13 protein-coding genes are annotated in these 15,773 nt (G+C 70.7%); 10 read left to right on the top strand and 3 right to left on the bottom strand.

What is annotated here, in order from left to right; translation table 11 throughout:
- The first annotated feature begins 50 nt into the window (after positions 1-50).
- The 3 genes from atpD to ACFQ7C_RS14275 all read left to right on the top strand — a co-directional run bounded on the left by atpD (position 51) and on the right by ACFQ7C_RS14275 (position 2,602).
- On the top strand, positions 51-1,499 hold the full coding sequence (gene atpD, locus ACFQ7C_RS14265) for a F0F1 ATP synthase subunit beta (RefSeq protein ID WP_378902270.1): 1,449 nt from the start codon (positions 51-53) through the stop codon (positions 1,497-1,499).
- Position 1,500: 1 nt separating this feature from the next.
- The gene (locus ACFQ7C_RS14270; protein ID WP_045297537.1) at positions 1,501-1,761 is read left to right on the top strand and encodes a F0F1 ATP synthase subunit epsilon; all 261 of its coding nucleotides are present in this window, start codon (positions 1,501-1,503) and stop codon (positions 1,759-1,761) included.
- A 91-nt stretch (positions 1,762-1,852) separates the two neighbouring features.
- Positions 1,853-2,602, top strand: a complete 750-nt coding sequence (locus tag ACFQ7C_RS14275) for a YaaA family protein (protein WP_378902274.1) — start codon at positions 1,853-1,855, stop codon at positions 2,600-2,602.
- A 23-nt stretch (positions 2,603-2,625) separates the two neighbouring features.
- Here ACFQ7C_RS14275 and ACFQ7C_RS14280 read toward each other — a convergent pair whose 3' ends face one another.
- Together ACFQ7C_RS14280 and ACFQ7C_RS14285 are read right to left on the bottom strand one after the other, a co-directional pair.
- On the bottom strand, positions 2,626-3,354 hold the full coding sequence (locus ACFQ7C_RS14280) for a GNAT family N-acetyltransferase (protein WP_378902277.1): 729 nt from the start codon (positions 3,352-3,354) through the stop codon (positions 2,626-2,628).
- Positions 3,355-3,433: 79 nt separating this feature from the next.
- Complete coding sequence (locus ACFQ7C_RS14285) at positions 3,434-3,886, bottom strand: DUF4282 domain-containing protein (protein ID WP_378902280.1); 453 nt, start codon at positions 3,884-3,886, stop codon at positions 3,434-3,436.
- Between the two features lie 183 nt (positions 3,887-4,069).
- On the opposite strand from ACFQ7C_RS14285, the gene ACFQ7C_RS14290 reads away from it, so the two are divergent.
- The 7 genes from ACFQ7C_RS14290 to ACFQ7C_RS14320 all read left to right on the top strand — a co-directional run bounded on the left by ACFQ7C_RS14290 (position 4,070) and on the right by ACFQ7C_RS14320 (position 15,307).
- Complete coding sequence (locus tag ACFQ7C_RS14290) at positions 4,070-4,900, top strand: large exoprotein (protein ID WP_378902283.1); 831 nt, start codon at positions 4,070-4,072, stop codon at positions 4,898-4,900.
- A gap of 119 nt (positions 4,901-5,019) precedes the next feature.
- Positions 5,020-6,003 (top strand): aldo/keto reductase, encoded by a 984-nt coding sequence (locus ACFQ7C_RS14295; protein WP_378902286.1) that lies wholly within the window; start codon positions 5,020-5,022, stop codon positions 6,001-6,003.
- A 135-nt stretch (positions 6,004-6,138) separates the two neighbouring features.
- A complete protein-coding gene (locus ACFQ7C_RS14300) occupies positions 6,139-7,872 on the top strand; it encodes an ABC transporter ATP-binding protein (protein WP_378902289.1) in 1,734 nt (577 codons plus the stop codon).
- Entirely contained in the window at positions 7,869-9,917 is a 2,049-nt protein-coding gene (locus ACFQ7C_RS14305; protein ID WP_378902292.1) for an ABC transporter ATP-binding protein, read from the top strand. The genes ACFQ7C_RS14300 and ACFQ7C_RS14305 overlap by 4 nt, the downstream gene beginning before the upstream one ends.
- A 62-nt stretch (positions 9,918-9,979) precedes the next feature.
- The gene (locus ACFQ7C_RS14310; protein ID WP_378902295.1) at positions 9,980-10,792 is read left to right on the top strand and encodes a PP2C family protein-serine/threonine phosphatase; all 813 of its coding nucleotides are present in this window, start codon (positions 9,980-9,982) and stop codon (positions 10,790-10,792) included.
- A 66-nt stretch (positions 10,793-10,858) separates the two neighbouring features.
- Complete coding sequence (locus tag ACFQ7C_RS14315; RefSeq protein WP_378902298.1) at positions 10,859-13,675, top strand: FtsK/SpoIIIE domain-containing protein; 2,817 nt, start codon at positions 10,859-10,861, stop codon at positions 13,673-13,675.
- A gap of 66 nt (positions 13,676-13,741) precedes the next feature.
- Entirely contained in the window at positions 13,742-15,307 is a 1,566-nt protein-coding gene (locus tag ACFQ7C_RS14320) for an APC family permease (protein WP_378902301.1), read from the top strand.
- Between the two features lie 25 nt (positions 15,308-15,332).
- Here the strand turns inward: ACFQ7C_RS14320 and ACFQ7C_RS14325 are convergent, their stop codons facing one another.
- Positions 15,333-15,713: a DUF5655 domain-containing protein gene (locus tag ACFQ7C_RS14325; RefSeq protein ID WP_378902304.1), complete on the bottom strand. Its 381-nt coding sequence runs from the start codon at positions 15,711-15,713 to the stop codon at positions 15,333-15,335.
- Between the last annotated feature and the right edge of the window lie 60 nt (positions 15,714-15,773).

The raw sequence follows: 15,773 nt of genomic DNA on the forward strand, positions 1-15,773 counted from the left end.
CCGCGCCCGAGAAGCACTGCGCACCCAGACCACACGAAAGAGAAGAAGCCATGAGCCTCACCGCTGACAAGACCGAGACGGCGGTCGTCGGGCGCGTCGCCCGCGTCACCGGCCCCGTCGTCGACATCGAGTTCCCGCACGACTCGATCCCCGACATCTACAACGCGCTGAAGACCACGATCGTGATCGGCGACGACGCGTCCGAGATCACGCTCGAGGTGGCTCAGCACCTCGGTGACGACCTCGTCCGCGCCATCTCGCTCAAGCCGACCGACGGCATGGTCCGCGGCCAGGAGGTGCGCGACACCGGCGGCCCGATCACGGTTCCCGTCGGCGACGTCACCAAGGGCAAGGTGTTCAACGTCACGGGTGACGTGCTGAACGGCGAGCCCGGCGAGACCATCGAGATCACCGAGCGCTGGGGCATCCACCGCCAGGCGCCCTCGTTCGACCAGCTCGAGTCGAAGACCGAGATGTTCGAGACCGGCATCAAGAGCATCGACCTGCTCACGCCGTACGTGCAGGGTGGAAAGATCGGCCTGTTCGGCGGTGCCGGCGTCGGCAAGACGGTCCTCATCCAGGAGATGATCCAGCGCGTCGCGCAGGACCACGGCGGTGTGTCGGTGTTCGCCGGTGTCGGCGAGCGCACCCGTGAGGGCAACGACCTCATCGGCGAGATGGAGGAGGCGGGCGTCTTCGACAAGACCGCGCTCGTCTTCGGTCAGATGGACGAGCCGCCGGGGACGCGTCTGCGCGTCGCGCTGTCGGCCCTCACGATGGCGGAGTACTTCCGCGACGTGCAGAAGCAGGACGTGCTGCTCTTCATCGACAACATCTTCCGCTTCACGCAGGCCGGTTCCGAGGTCTCGACGCTGCTCGGCCGCATGCCGTCCGCGGTGGGCTACCAGCCCAACCTCGCCGATGAGATGGGCGTCCTCCAGGAGCGCATCACGTCGACCCGCGGCCACTCGATCACGTCGCTCCAGGCGATCTACGTCCCCGCCGACGACTACACCGACCCGGCGCCGGCGACCACGTTCGCGCACCTCGACGCCACCACCGAGCTCTCGCGTGAGATCGCGTCGAAGGGTCTGTACCCGGCCATCGACCCGCTGACGTCGACGAGCCGCATCCTCGACCCGCGTTACATCGGTGAGGACCACTACCGCGTGGCGACCGCCGTGAAGCAGATCCTCCAGAAGAACAAGGAACTGCAGGAGATCATCGCGATCCTCGGTGTCGACGAGCTCTCGGAAGAGGACAAGATCGTCGTCGCCCGCGCGCGCCGCATCCAGCAGTTCCTGTCGCAGAACACCTACATGGCGAAGAAGTTCACCGGTGTCGAGGGTTCGACGGTCCCGATCAAGGAGACCATCGAGTCGTTCGACGCCATCGTCAAGGGTGACTTCGACCACGTCGCCGAGCAGGCCTTCTTCAACGTCGGCGGCATCTCCGACGTCGAAGAGCAGTGGGCGCGCATCCAGAAGGAGAACGGCTGACATGCCGCTCAAGGTGAGCCTCGTCTCCGCGGACGCGGAGGTCTGGTCGGGTGAGGCGTCGCTCGTCGTCGCCAAGACCGTCGAGGGCGAGATCGGCTTCATGACCGGCCACGAGCCGGTGCTCGCGATCCTCGCAGAAGGTCAGGTGCGCATCACCGAGACCTCCGGCACGAAGATCATCGCCAACGCGCAGGACGGCTTCCTGTCGATGGAGGGCGACGACCTCACGATCGTGGCCGGAAACGCCGCACTGATCTCCTGATCCACCACCATCCGCACTCGGCCGGTCCCCTCGGGGATCGGCCGAGTCGTTTCCCCGGGAACCCTTCACCCGAACCGTCCCACGGAGCCCCATGCTGATCCTTCTTCCGCCGTCCGAGACCAAGCGGGCCGGGGGTTCGGGGGCTCCGTTCGATCCGACCCGGATCGCTCTGCCGCAGCTGGCGGCACAGCGCGAAGCGGTCCTCGACGCGCTCGTCGCACTCTCGGCGGACGAGGATGAGGCCGCCAGGGTGCTCAAGCTCGGCCCGAGGCAGCGTGGCGAGGTCGCCGTGAACGCCGTTCTGCGCACCGCGCCCACCATGGCCGCTATCGACCGCTACACCGGCGTCCTCTTCGACGCGCTGGGCGCAGCATCCGTCTCCGCCGCCGGCCGGCGCTGGCTGGGTGCCCACGTTCTCGTGCACTCCGCGCCGTTCGGGCCGGTCGGTGCTCTCGACCCGATCCCCGCGTACCGTCTCGGCGCGTCGACCTCGCTTCCGGGTGTGCCGCCGCTGCGGCGGCTGTGGGCCGCCGATGTGAGCTCCGCCCTCGCGGACCACGCGCCGCGCTTCGTGCTCGACCTGCGCTCCGAGGCGTACGTGGGCCTCGGTCCGGTGCCCGACGGCATCGCGTCGCGCTACGTCCGCGTCGTGAGCGAGGGACCCGACGGGACCGTGCGCGCGCTCAACCACTTCAACAAGCATGCGAAGGGCGCGCTCGTGCGCCGGCTCGCCGAGGATCGCCCGCGTATCGCCTCTGCCGCGGGCTTCGTGACGTGGGCGGATGCTGCGGGCCTGCGCGTGCGCGACATCGGCGCCGGCGAGCTCGAGCTCTTCGCCTGAGCGCGGCGCGGCCCGCGTCCGCGCTACTGCGTGGGCGTGCGCACGGCGGAGAATCGGTTGCGCCGGCGCAGGGCGAAGCCGAGTCGCTCGTACGCCGCGATCGCTCCGACGTTCGACGCCGCCGCGTGCAGCAGGGCACGGTCGCCGCGCTGCTGGATGTGGAAGGCGACGTCGAGCACCAGGCGCGACGCGAGCCCCTGCCGACGGTGGTCGGCGTCGACGGCGACCGCGCTGATCTCGGTCCAGCCCTCGGGGTGCAGCCGCTCGCCGGCCATGGCGATCAGGCGCCCGTCGCGCCGGATGCCGACGTACCTGCCGAGTTCGTACGTGCGCGGGCGGAACGGACCGGGCTGGTTGCGCTCGACGATCGCGAGCATCTCGGGCACGTCGTCGGCGCCGAGGAGGATCGCCTCGGCATCGGGGCGCGGCTGCAGCGCGCCGGTCTCGACGAGCTGCACGCCCTCGCCCTGGCCCACCACTTCCCAGCCCGCCGGCACCTCGCCGTCGTACCCCGACAGCCCGATCTCGGCGTCGTGACCGACCAGATCGACGAGCGCCTGCCAGACGCCCGGGTCGTCCCACGTGCGCACGGCCACGAAGGGCGCGACGTCCTCGGGGTAGCGGCGCACGAGGTCGTTCCCGATCGCGAACGAGGCGTGCGGTCCGGTCAGCGCGTGCCAGGGGGCGTTGTCGAGCACCGCGGCGTCGGCGTGCGGGGCGTCGAGGATCGTGGCGGGGGAGGCGTCCGGCATCCGCCCACTCTCGCCCGTCGCGGCCCTTGTCGCAAACGCTGCGCGTCACCGCGCGCAACACGGCGGTGGCGCCTCGCAGTCAGCGCTTGGTGTGCTGCGCCGTGCGCTCGGTGTTCTCGGCGATCGCGATGAGTGCGACGACCGCCTCGATCACGAACCGCAGGAGGATGATCGCGAGGAACGTGATCACGGGTACGACGATGATCGTCGCGACGAGCCCGCTGATGCCCGCGCCGAGGTTGAACCACATCACCGACACGGCGCTGATGATGCCGCCGACGAAGTAGACGATGAAGCCGATGCCGATGGCGATGAGGCCGACGAGGTAGAAGACGCTCGCCAGTCGCCGCGTGATGAACGTGCGGAACGAGAGATCGAAGAGCGCGGAGAAGAACCCGCGCCCGACGTCCGCGACCTCGCCCTCGACCGTCGGGACGCCCGTGTCGTCCGGGTCGGCGGCGCGTGCGGCGTCGGCGGCGGACTGGGGAGGCTTCGGCGGGGGAGTGTAGGCGGATGGTGTCTGGTCGGTCATGGCGGCCCTTCGCTCGGGAGTTCTGCTCAGGCTATCCACCGGCGCCGAAGGGGGCCATCCCCCCGAAGCGGTGTCAATGCTGACAGGAAGCTGAGAGCGTCGCTAGCATGTGTCGAGCGGAGCAGGGGCTCCGTGGGCGCGTCCCGGTGCGCCCCGAACCGACTCTCTCGGAGGTCGCTCCACATGGATTACAACGACGGCAGCGGAGTCGGGGCGCTCATCGCCTGGCTCGTGCTCGCCCCCTTCCTCTTCCTGCTCGCGATCGCCGGCTACGTCATCGGCTCTTGGTTCCTCATGAAGGTCTTCGACAAGGCCGGCGTGCAGGGCCGCTGGCGTGCATGGGTGCCCGTCTACAACACCCTCATCTTCGTGAAGCTGGGCGACCTCAACCCGTGGTGGCTGCTGGCGCTGTGGGGCGGCACCATCGTGCTCGGCTGGGTGCCCGTCCTCGGCACGCTCATCGGCATCGCCACGTTCATCTACACCCTGCTCGCGGCATGGCGAGTGGGCCTGAAGCTGCAGAAGGAAGCCGTCTGGCTCATCCTCTACTTCTTCCTCGCCATCGTCTGGCTCGGCATCAACGCGTTCGACCGCTCGCGCTGGAACACCGCGATCCCCGCCGCGCCGTGGGCCCGCAGCTTCCTCGCCGACAACACGGTCTGGGCGGGCATCCCCAGCCAGGCGCCTGCGGGCGGCTATCCCGCGAACCCCGCGACGACGCCCGGCTACGGCGCTCCCGCGGGCTACCAGCCCCCGGCCGGCTACACGGCACCGCCGGCGCCGCCCGCCGGCTACACGCCGCCGCCCGCGCCCCCGGCCGGCCCCACCGCGCCCGTGCCGCCACCGGCTGCCGGGCAGCCGCCGGTGACGCCGCCCGCGCAGTCCCCGGCGACCCCGCCGCCCGCGCAGTCCCCGGCGACCCCGCCGCCCGCTGCCGAGCCCCCGGCCGCGCAGCCTCCGGCGACCGAGCCGCCCGCGACGGAGCCGCCCGCGCCCGACGTGCCCAAGCCCTAGCGCCATCGACAGCCCCTCGCCGCACGGCGAGGGGCTGTCGCGTGGGGCGGCCGCAGGACGCGTGTCGCATCGAGCGGGACAGCGACGACGCATTCCGGCGTCGCCGCTAACGTGGACGCATGAGCTCGACTGTTCCCCTTCGCCGCGTCGGCGCGTCCGGCCTCCTCGTCTCCGCCGTCGGCCTCGGCTGCAACAACTTCGGGCGACCGGGCACCCGCACCGAGACGATCGACGGCACGCGCGAGGTGCTCGACGCCGCGATCGAGGCCGGGGTGACGTTCCTCGACACCGCCGACATGTACGGCGGGGATCCCGGCCAGTCCGAGACCCTCATGGGCGAGGCGCTCAAGGGGCGCCGCGACCAGGTCACGCTCGCGACCAAGTTCGGGCACCCGGGCCGCGACATGGGCTACCCGCCGTCGGGTGCGAAGGGCTCGAGGTCGTACATCCGGCGCGCGGTCGAGGCATCCCTCACCCGTCTCAAGACCGAGTGGATCGACCTCTACCAGTTGCACGTACCCGACGACGGCACGCCGATGGAAGAGACGCTCGACGCGCTCGGCGACCTCGTCCGCGAGGGCAAGGTCCGCTACATCGGACACTCGAACTTCTCGGGCTGGCAGATCGCCGAAGGTCACTTCACCGCGCTCATGCGCCACGGCGTGCCGTTCGTGTCGTCGCAGAACGAGTACAGCCTGCTCGCGCGCGGGGCCGAGCGGAACCTGCTGCGTGCCGTCGAGCGCTACGGTCTCGGCTTCTTCCCGTACTTCCCGCTCTTCAACGGGCTGCTGACGGGCAAGTTCACGCGCGACGCCGCGCCCGCCGACACCCGCATCATCCGGCAGCGCCGCCACCTCTACGACGACGCGCCGTGGGACGCGCTCGAGAGGTACCAGGCGTTCTGCGACGAACGGGGCATCACCATGCTCGAGGCGACGTTCGGATGGCTGCTGTCGCGGCCGGCCCTGTCGAGCGTCATCGCCGGCGCGACGACACCCGACCAGGTGCGGGCGAACGCCGCGGCGGCCTCGGCATGGACGCCGACGGACGCGGACCTTGCGGCGATCGACGCGCTCTTCCCGCCGCCGGACGCGGGAGTCTGACGCTCCACGGCCGGCGCCGGGGGAGTTCGCCGACGGCGTACGCGACGGCTTGTCCAGGGTGACGGCGCAGGCGTAGCGTCGCTATCCGTGCGCGGCCTGTAGAGCGGGCGACTCCGCGCGCCGGAAAGGACCGTCGTGCTCGGAAAGCTCCTGGTGCGGTACCTCACTCCCGCCTGGCCGCTCATCGTGGCGGTGGTCGTCTTCCAGCTGGCGCAGTCGATCGCGTCGCTGTGGCTGCCGACGCTCAACGCCGACATCATCGACAACGGCGTGGTGACCGGCGACATCCCATACATCTGGTCCACCGGCGGCGTCATGCTGATCGTCAGCCTGGTGCAGGTGGTGTGCGCGATCGTCGCGGTGTACTTCGGCTCGCGGCTGGCGATGGGGATGGGGCGCGACCTGCGCGGCGACCTGTTCCATCGGGTCGTCGCGTTCTCGCAGCGCGAGGTCGGTCAGTTCGGTGCACCGTCGCTCATCACCCGCAACACCAACGACGTGCAGCAGGTGCAGATGCTCGTGCAGGTGTCGGCGACGCTGATGATCTCGGCGCCCATCCTCGCGATCGGCGGCGTGATCATGGCGATCAGCCAGGATGCCGGCCTCTCGTGGCTGATGGCGGTGGCGATTCCGGTGCTGCTGGTGATCGTCGGGCTGATCGTGTGGCGCATGGTGCCCGCTTTCACGCAGATGCAGACGCGGATCGACCGCGTGAACCAGATCATGCGCGAGCAGCTGAGCGGCATCCGCGTGGTGCGCGCGTTCGTGCGCGAGCGGCAGGAGCGCGAACGTTTCGAGGCCGCCAGCGACGACGTGATGGCGACGGGCCTGCGCGCCGGCAACCTGATGGCGCTGATGTTCCCCGCGGTCATGCTCGTCATGAACCTGTCGAGCGTCGCCGTCATCTGGTTCGGCGCCTTCCAGGTGCAGGACAACGGCGTGCAGATCGGCACCCTCTTCGCCTTCCTCACCTACCTGATGCAGATCCTGATGGGCGTCATGATGGCGACCTTCATGTTCGTCATGATCCCGCGCGCGGCGGTGTGCGCCAACCGGATCGGCGAGGTGCTCGAGACCGCGCCGTCGGTGTCGGCGCCGGTGGCCGCAGCATCCGCCCCCGCTCCCACCGGCCGGATCGAGTTCGACCATGTCGACTTCGCCTATCCGGGCGCCGAGGACGCCGTGCTGCACGACCTCACCTTCACGGTCGAGCCGGGCACCACGACGGCGGTCATCGGATCGACGGGCTCCGGCAAGACCACGCTGGTCAGCCTCGTTCCGCGCCTGTTCGACGTGACCGCGGGCAGTGTGCGCGTCGACGGCGTCGACGTCCGCGATTACGACCCCGACGAGCTGTGGACACGAGTGGGACTGGTGCCGCAGCGGGCCTTCCTGTTCTCGGGCACCATCGCGTCCAACCTGCGCTACGGCGACCACGATGCGACCGACGAGCAGCTGTGGGACGCGCTCGAGCTCGCGCAGGCCGCCGACTTCGTGCGCGCCATGCCCGAGGGGCTGGCGGAGCAGATCGCGCAGGGCGGCACCAACGTCTCGGGCGGGCAGCGCCAGCGTCTGGCCATCGCGCGGGCGCTGGTGAAACGGCCGGAGACGTACATCTTCGACGACTCGTTCTCGGCCCTGGATCTTCGGACGGATGCTGCGCTCCGCCGCGCGCTCGACACCCACCTGCCCGACGCGACCCGGCTCGTCGTCGCGCAGCGCGTCTCGACGATCCAGCACGCCGACCAGATCCTGGTGCTCGACCACGGGCGCATCGTCGGCATCGGCACGCACGACGAGCTCGTCGAGACCAACGACACCTACCGCGAGATCGTGGAGTCCCAGCTCGCGGCGGAGGCGGCGGCATGAGCGGCCCGGGGCGGCCCGTGCAGCGGATGCCGCTCGGGCGCGGGCCGATGGGGCAGGCGACGGGCGGCGAGAAGGCGCAGAACTTCGGTCCGAGCGCGAAGCGCCTGCTCGGCACCCTGCGCGCGGACAGGCCGCTGCTGTTCGTGGTGCTCCTGTTCAGCATCCTGTCGGTCACTCTCTCGGTGATCGGGCCGAAGCTGCTCGGCGAGGGCACGAACGTCGTGTTCGCCGGCTTCATCTCGCTGCAGATGCCGGCGGGCATGACCAAGCAGCAGGTGATCGACCAGCTCGTCGCCTCGGGCAACCAGGACCAGGCGAACATGATCGCCGCGATGGACTTCGTGCCGGGCGCCGGCGTCGACTTCGAGCAGCTCGCCCGCATCCTCGCACTCGTGCTCGTCGTGTACGTGCTCTCCAGCCTGTTCGGGTGGCTGCAGGCGCGCATCCTGAACGGCGTGGTGCAGCGTGCGATGCACCGCCTGCGTCTGCAGGTCGAAGACAAGGTGCACCGCCTGCCGCTGTCGTACTTCGACCGCGTGCAGCGCGGCGAGCTGCTCAGCCGTGTCACGAACGACGTCGACAACATCGGCCAGACGATGCAGCAGACGCTCTCCCAGGTCGTCATCTCGCTGCTGACGGTGATCGGCGTGCTCACGATGATGTTCCTCATCTCGCCGCTCCTGGCGGTGATCGCGCTCGTCACGATCCCCCTCACGATCCTCATCACCGTGCTCGTGGCCAAGCGCTCGCAGAAGCTCTTCGTGCAGCAATGGAAGACGACGGGCGTGCTCAACGCGCGCGTGGAGGAGACGTTCTCGGGCCACTCGATCGTGAAGGTGTTCGGCCACCAGAAGGAGGTCGAGGCGGACTTCCGCGCCGAGAACGACGAGCTGTACCGCACGAGCTTCGGCGCGCAGTTCCTGTCGGGCGTGATCATGCCCGCGATGATGTTCGTCGGGAACCTCGTGTACGTCGCGATCGCCGTCGTCGGCGGACTGCAGGTGGCCGCCGGCCTCATGTCGATCGGCGACGTGCAGGCGTTCATCCAGTACTCCCGTCAGTTCACGCAGCCCCTCAGCCAGCTGGGATCGATGGCGAACCTGCTGCAGTCGGGCGTCGCCAGCGCCGAGCGTGTGTTCGAGCTGCTCGACGAGGAGGAGCAGACGCCCGACGACGACCCCGCCGAGACCGCACCGGACTCGGCGAGCCGCCTCGAGTTCGAGGACGTGTCGTTCCGCTACGTCGCCGACAAGCCGCTGATCGATTCGCTGACGCTCGCCGCCAGGCCGGGGAGCACCGTCGCGATCGTCGGGCCGACCGGCGCCGGCAAGACGACGCTCGTGAACCTCATCATGCGCTTCTACGACGTCGACGTCGGCCGCATCACGCTCGACGGCGTCGACACGCGCAGCATGACGCGCGACGATCTCCGTGCGCGCACCGGCATGGTGCTGCAGGACACGTGGCTGTTCGCCGGCACGATCCGCGAGAACATCGCGTACGGCCGTCCGGAGGCCTCCGAGGAGGAGATCGTCGCCGCAGCACGGGCCGCCTACGTCGACCGCTTCGTCCACGCGCTGCCCGACGGCTACGACACGATGCTCGACGACGAGGCGACGAACCTCAGTGTGGGGGAGCGGCAGCTCGTGACGATCGCCCGCGCGTTCCTCGCCGATCCCCGCATCCTCATCCTCGACGAGGCGACCTCGTCCGTCGACACCCGCACCGAGCTGCTGATCCAGCGTGCGATGTCGCGGCTGCGCGAGGACCGGACGGCGTTCGTGATCGCGCACCGGCTGTCGACGATCCGGGATGCCGACCTCATCCTCGTGATGGAGGACGGCGCGATCGTGGAGCAGGGGTCCCACAGCGAGCTGCTCGCGCAGAAGGGCGCGTACTGGCGCCTCTACAACGCGCAGTTCGAGGGTGCCGCCGAGGAGGAGGAGGAGGCCGTCGCGGTGCCCACCGTGCCGCTCGCGCCGCCGCCCACGACGGCGCAGATCGTCGTCGAAGCGCTCGCCGAGTCCGAGGATGCCGTCGAGTGACCACTAGGATGTGAGGACGCGGGGCGAAGGGTTCCTGCGTATTCCGACGGGGAGGACAGGGCGTGCCCGAAGTTTCCACCCAGTCGCTCGCCGTCCCGGTTCCCGGTGGCGTGCTCGAGCTCTCCTGGGCGGCCGTGACCGACACCGGCCGGCGTCGCGAGGTGAACCAGGATGCGGTGTTCGCGTCGTACCCGCTGTTCGTCGTCGCCGACGGCATGGGCGGTCACGTCGGCGGCGAGATCGCCAGTGCGAGCACCATCGAACGTCTCCGCGCCGTCGCCGACAGCGGCACGGTGACGCCCAAGACGATCGAGAAGGCGCTGGCGCGCGCGGTCAAAGACATCGCGTCGCACCCGGAGGCCACAGACGACGGCACGGGCACCACGGTGACGGGCGTGTTCCTCGACACGTCGGGCGATGCCCCCCACTGGGTCACGCTCAACATCGGCGATTCCCGCGTGTATCTGGTGCGCGAGGGCGCGATCGTCCAGATCACCACGGACCACTCCGTCGTGCAGGAGCTCGTCGCTGCCGGACGCCTCAGCCCCGAGGAGGCCGAGAACCATCCCTACGGCAACGTGATCACACGGGCGGTGGGGCCGAGCGAGGGCGTGACGCCCGACTACGTGCGCCTCGATGTCATCGCGGGGGATCGTTTCGTCATCTGCTCCGACGGACTGACGAAGGAGCTCACCGACTACGGCATCCGCCACTTCCTCGAGGAGAACGCCGACCCGGGCGACGCGGCGGCCGCGATGCTCGAGGCGGCACTCGAGAACGGCGGCCGCGACAACATCACGATCATCGTGCTCGACGTCGGGCGCCCGGCGGAGGAACCTGCCGATGAGGGCGACTCCTCCCCAGGCGAGGACTGAGCCCCGCCGTCCACAGATGTCGGTGGACGCGAGCACCAGGGCGCATACCCGCGGTGGACTGACCGCATGCGATCGACCGCTTCTTCGCCGTTCTTCGCCGGCGGTGTGCTCGACGATGAGCCCCTGACGCTTCCCGCGGCCTGGAGCCCGCCGGCGCGTCCGCCCCTTCCGATCGTGGCCGCGATCGTGCCGGTGGTGGGCGCCGTCGCTCTGTGGCTCGTCACGGGCTCGATCTTCTCCCTCTGGTTCGCGCTGCTCGGGCCGCTGATCGCGGCGGCGACCATTCTCGATGCGCGCCGGGCGGCTCGACGGGACGGCAGGCGTGCCGCGGCTGATGCACTGCGCGCCCGCCAGGAGGTCGCGTCGGTCGTCGCGGCTCGTCACGACGACGAACGGGCGCAGCTGTGGGCCCGGCACCCCGACGTCGCCCGCCTCGTCACGCGGGACGGCGAGGTCTGGCGCGGCGGGCGGGACGCGTGGATCGTCGTCGGCGAGGGCGAGCGCGCCAGCGGCGTCCGCGTGACCGGAGGCGAAGGAGACCCGGATGCCGCAGACCTGCGTCGCCGCGCAGCGCGCGTCGATGCGGCACCGGTGACGCTGCCGCTCGCTGCGGGCGTGGTGGTCGTCGGGGGCGAGACGCTGGCCGTCGCCGTGCAGCGGGCGCTCGTGCTCCAGGCGTGCCTCATGTTCGCCCCGGACGAGCTGCGCATCACCGGGTCTCTCGGGCGGGGCCTCGACTGGGTCGAGGCGCTGCCGCACCGTCACGGTCAGAGCGGATCGGTGCTGGCCGTCGTGGCGCCGGGCGAGCTCGTGCCCGCGGAAGCCGACCTCGTGATCGCCCGCGGCCGACCGGGCGAGCCGCTGCCGCCGCGCTGCCAGGCGGTGCTCACGGTCGACTCACCCGACAGCGCGCGACTGGAGTACGCGGGCGAGACCGTGCCGGTGCGGATCGAAGCCGTCGCCAGGTCGCAGGCGGAGGAGATCGCAGGCGAGCTGTCCGCTCGGGCGGCACGCAGCCTGGGGATGCAGCGTGGGGTGGCGGAGCCGGTCGCCCTGGCGCCGCTGCTGCATGCCGTCCCCGAGGTGACGGGAGGGCTGCCCGCGGCCATCGGCGTGACGCGGGGCGAGCCGGTGCTGGTGGACCTCGTGGCCGACGGACCCCACGCGGTCGTCGCGGGGGTCACGGGCGCGGGCAAGAGCGAGCTGCTCATCACCTGGATCCTCGCGCTCTGCGCGACGCGCTCGACGGACGAGGTGACGTTCCTCCTCGCGGACTTCAAGGGCGGCACGGCGTTCGACGGACTCTCGGGGGTGCCGCACGTCAGCGGCGTGATCACCGATCTCGACGGGTCGGGCGCCCGCCGCGCGATGGAGAGCCTCCGAGCCGAGCTCCGCCGCCGCGAGGCGGCCGTCGCCGCTGCCGGCGCGCGCGACATCGGCGATCCCCGCGTGCGGCTGCCTCGGCTGGTCGTGGTGGTCGACGAGTTCGCCGCCCTGCTCGGCGACCACCCCGAGCTGCACGGGCTGTTCGCCGACCTCGCGGCGCGCGGACGGGCACTCGGCATCCATCTCATCCTCGGCACGCAGAGGGCGGCGGGCGTGATCCGCGACAACCTGCTGGCGAACTGCCCGCTGCGGATCAGCCTGCGCGTGACCGACGCCGCCGACAGCCGCACGCTCCTCGGCACCGACGATGCGGCGCGGCTTCCCGGTGGGGCCGCCGGGCGCGGAACCGCGTACGTCCGCCGCGCCGGCGATGCGAGCCCGCACGAGGTGCGGATCGCGCTGTCGGGTCCGGACGACGTCGCGGCCGCCGCGCTTCGCACCGGGCACCGCGCACCGGATCGGCCCTGGCTGCCCGAGCTGCCGCGACTGCTGTCGCTCGACGAGCTCACCACCCGCTCCGCGGGCGAGCGGGACGCGCCGCCGCCCGGCGCCGTGCTGCTGGGGCTGGCCGACGAGCCGGACCGTCAGCGGCAGCCGGTGGCGTTTCTGACGGCCTCCGCACGGGGCGTGCTGGTCCTCGGCGGACCGACATCGGGGGTCACGAACGCCCTCGACCTCGTCGAGGCGCAGTGGCAGGGATCTGTCGTGCGGATACCGGCCCACCCCGAGCGGCTGTGGGATGCGGTCGCGGCGCTGCACGAGGAGCGGCCGCCGCGAGGGGCGGCGGTACTGGTCGACGATCTCGACGCGATCGCCGTGCGCCTGCCTCCGGAGTACGCGCAGTCGGTCCTGGAGCGCCTCGAGGCGCTCGTGCGCGGAGCCTCCGGGGCGGGCGTGCTCGTCGTGATGGGCGCGCACCGGCTGAGCGGACCCGTGTCGCGCCTGGCCGAGCTGTTCCCGCGGAGGCTCCTCCTGCCGTACCCCACGCGGGTCGACCACGCTGCTGCGGGAGGCGATGCGTCGGAGTTCGACCCGTCCGCGGCGGCCGGGCGCGCACGCCTCGACGGGCGCCAGATCCAGCTCGCACTGGCGCCGGCTGCGCCGCCCCGGCGCCCCGGGACCGACGTGGCATGGACGCCCTCGGCGCTGCTCACCGGCGTCGTTGCTCGACGCTCGCCCGCCGTGCGCCGCGCACTCGCCGCGTGGGAGGAGCACGGCGTCGGCGTGGTCGCCGTCGATGACTACGTCGCCGATCCTGCGCCGGCTGCCGCCGGTCGCCTGGTCGTCGTGGGCGAGCCTGACGACTGGCAGCGCCACTGGCGGCTGCTGGCCGACGTGCGCGGCGACCATGATCTGGTGGTCGACACGTCGTGCGCTCCCGAGCTCCGTGTCCTCGCGGGCTTCCGAGGCGTCCCGCCGTACTGCGAGCCCGGCGCAGGGCGTGCGTGGCTCATCTCCGCCGGCGCCGAGCCCGTCCGCATCGTCCTCCCGGCCTGAGAAGTCCGGCCGAACCGTCGGGCCGGTGTATTGACCGACGCTTCGCGCAGCGCCTAGCGTCGCTCTGTGGCTACAACCCCGATCGACATGCAACGGCCTGAGGGCAAGGGACTCGCCGCGGGAACGCTGGGACTGTGGGGTTCCACCGTCATCGGCCTCGCGTCGACCGCGCCCGTGTACTCGCTGGTGGCGACCCTCGGGTTCGTGGTGCTGGCGGTCGGGGCGCAGGCGCCCATCGCGTTCGTCATCGCGTTCATCCCGATGCTCTTCATCGCGTTCGCGTACCGCGAGCTCAACAACGACGTCCCCGACTGCGGCACCACCTTCACGTGGGGCACGAAGGCCTTCGGGCCGTGGGTCGGCTGGCTGGGTGGGTGGGGCGTCGCGGTCGCCGGCATGGTCGTGCTGGCGAACCTCGCACAGATCGCCGGCATCTACTTCTGGGCGCTCGTGGACGGCATCGTGGGCAACCCGGAGGACGCGCTGCTCGCCGACAACGTCCCCCTCGTGACCGCGACCGGCGTGGTGTTCATCGCGGCGATGACGTGGGTCAGCTGGCGAGGCGTCGAGATCGGCGAGCGCATCCAGAACGTGCTGCTGGCGATCCAGTACCTCGCGCTGGCCATCTTCGTCGTGGCCGCGCTCTGGCAGTTCTTCGCCGGCACGGCACCGGACCCGACGCCGTTCGACTGGTCGTGGTTCAACCCGTTCGCGTTCACCGAGTGGAGCGGCTTCGTCGAGGCGGTCCTGCTGGCGCTGTTCATCTACTGGGGCTGGGACACCTGCCTCGCCCTCAACGAGGAGACCAAGGACCCCAAGCGCATCCCCGGTCGTGCGGCGCTGCTGACAACGGTGATCCTGCTCTTCACCTACGTCGGTGTGACGGTGGCCGCGATGATGTACGCCGGCCTCGGCGAGACCGGCACGGGCCTCGGCAACGAAGCCAACGCGGACGACTTCTTCCTCGCCATCAGGGACGGCCTGCTCGGGCCGCTCGGATGGGTGCTCGTGGTCGCGGTCATGATCTCGGCCATCTCGTCGACGCAGACGACGATCCTGCCGACCGCGCGCGGCACGCTCTCGATGGCCGCGTACAAGGCGCTGCCCCGCCGGTTCGCGACGGTGCACCCGCGCTACAAGACGCCGTCGTTCTCCACCCTCGTCATGGGTGTGGTCGCGATCGTCTACTACGTCGGCATGACCTTGATCAGCGACAACATCCTGCAGGACTCGATCCTGTCGCTCGGTCTCGCGATCGCCTTCTACTACGCCATCACCGGCTACGCCTGCGTGTGGTACTTCCGGCGGGAGCTGTTCAACAGCGCCCGCAACTTCTTCTACCGGTTCCTCTTCCCGCTGCTCGGGGCGGGGATGCTCACGTACGCGTTCGTGCAGTCCGCCATCGACATGTACGACGTCGACTACGGCTACACCGTGCTGCTCGGCATCGGCGGCACGTTCGTGCTCGGCATCGGATCGCTGGCGTTCGGCGTGCTCCTCATGCTTCTGTGGTTCCTGTTCCCCCGCGCCAAGGCGTTCTTCCGCGGCGAGAGCCTCAACCGCGACACCCCGGTGCTCGTCCCCGAGGACCCGGCGGACTACGCCCGGTCGATCGACGGCGGGCTCGCCTGACCTACACCGTCCGGAGCCGCCGGGGTCACGGGCCCAGGTGCGCCCCGCAGCCGACGTCGTACGCCTCACGCAGCCACGCGGCGACCTCGTCGTCGAACTCGCTCTCGTCGGTGAGGCGGAACTGGTGCACGAACAGGCGCCTGCCGTAGGGGGAGACGCTGAGGATCCTCGGGTCGGGCGGGAGCTCGCGCATCAGATCGAAATATCCGCGCACGCCGGCCCGGAGCGGCCGCGCACCGGCGAACCCGCGCCGCGGACCCTTGAACGTGATCGTCGTCTTCGCGACCGAGTGCGTCACCGGACCGAACGATCCGATGAGCCGGTCGATGCGGTGCCACAGCCGCACCGCGGCGGCATCGGCATCCTTCAGGTGATCCTCCACCGTCCAGACGTGTGCGTCCGTCATCACCCCAGTCTCGGTCAGGGAGCGGGCGCGCGCACCCCCGGGCGCGCAGCAGCCCCGGAC

The organism is Microbacterium sp. NPDC056569 (genome assembly GCF_042793475.1).
In the GTDB taxonomy this organism is placed as follows: Bacteria; Actinomycetota; Actinomycetes; order Actinomycetales; family Microbacteriaceae; genus Microbacterium.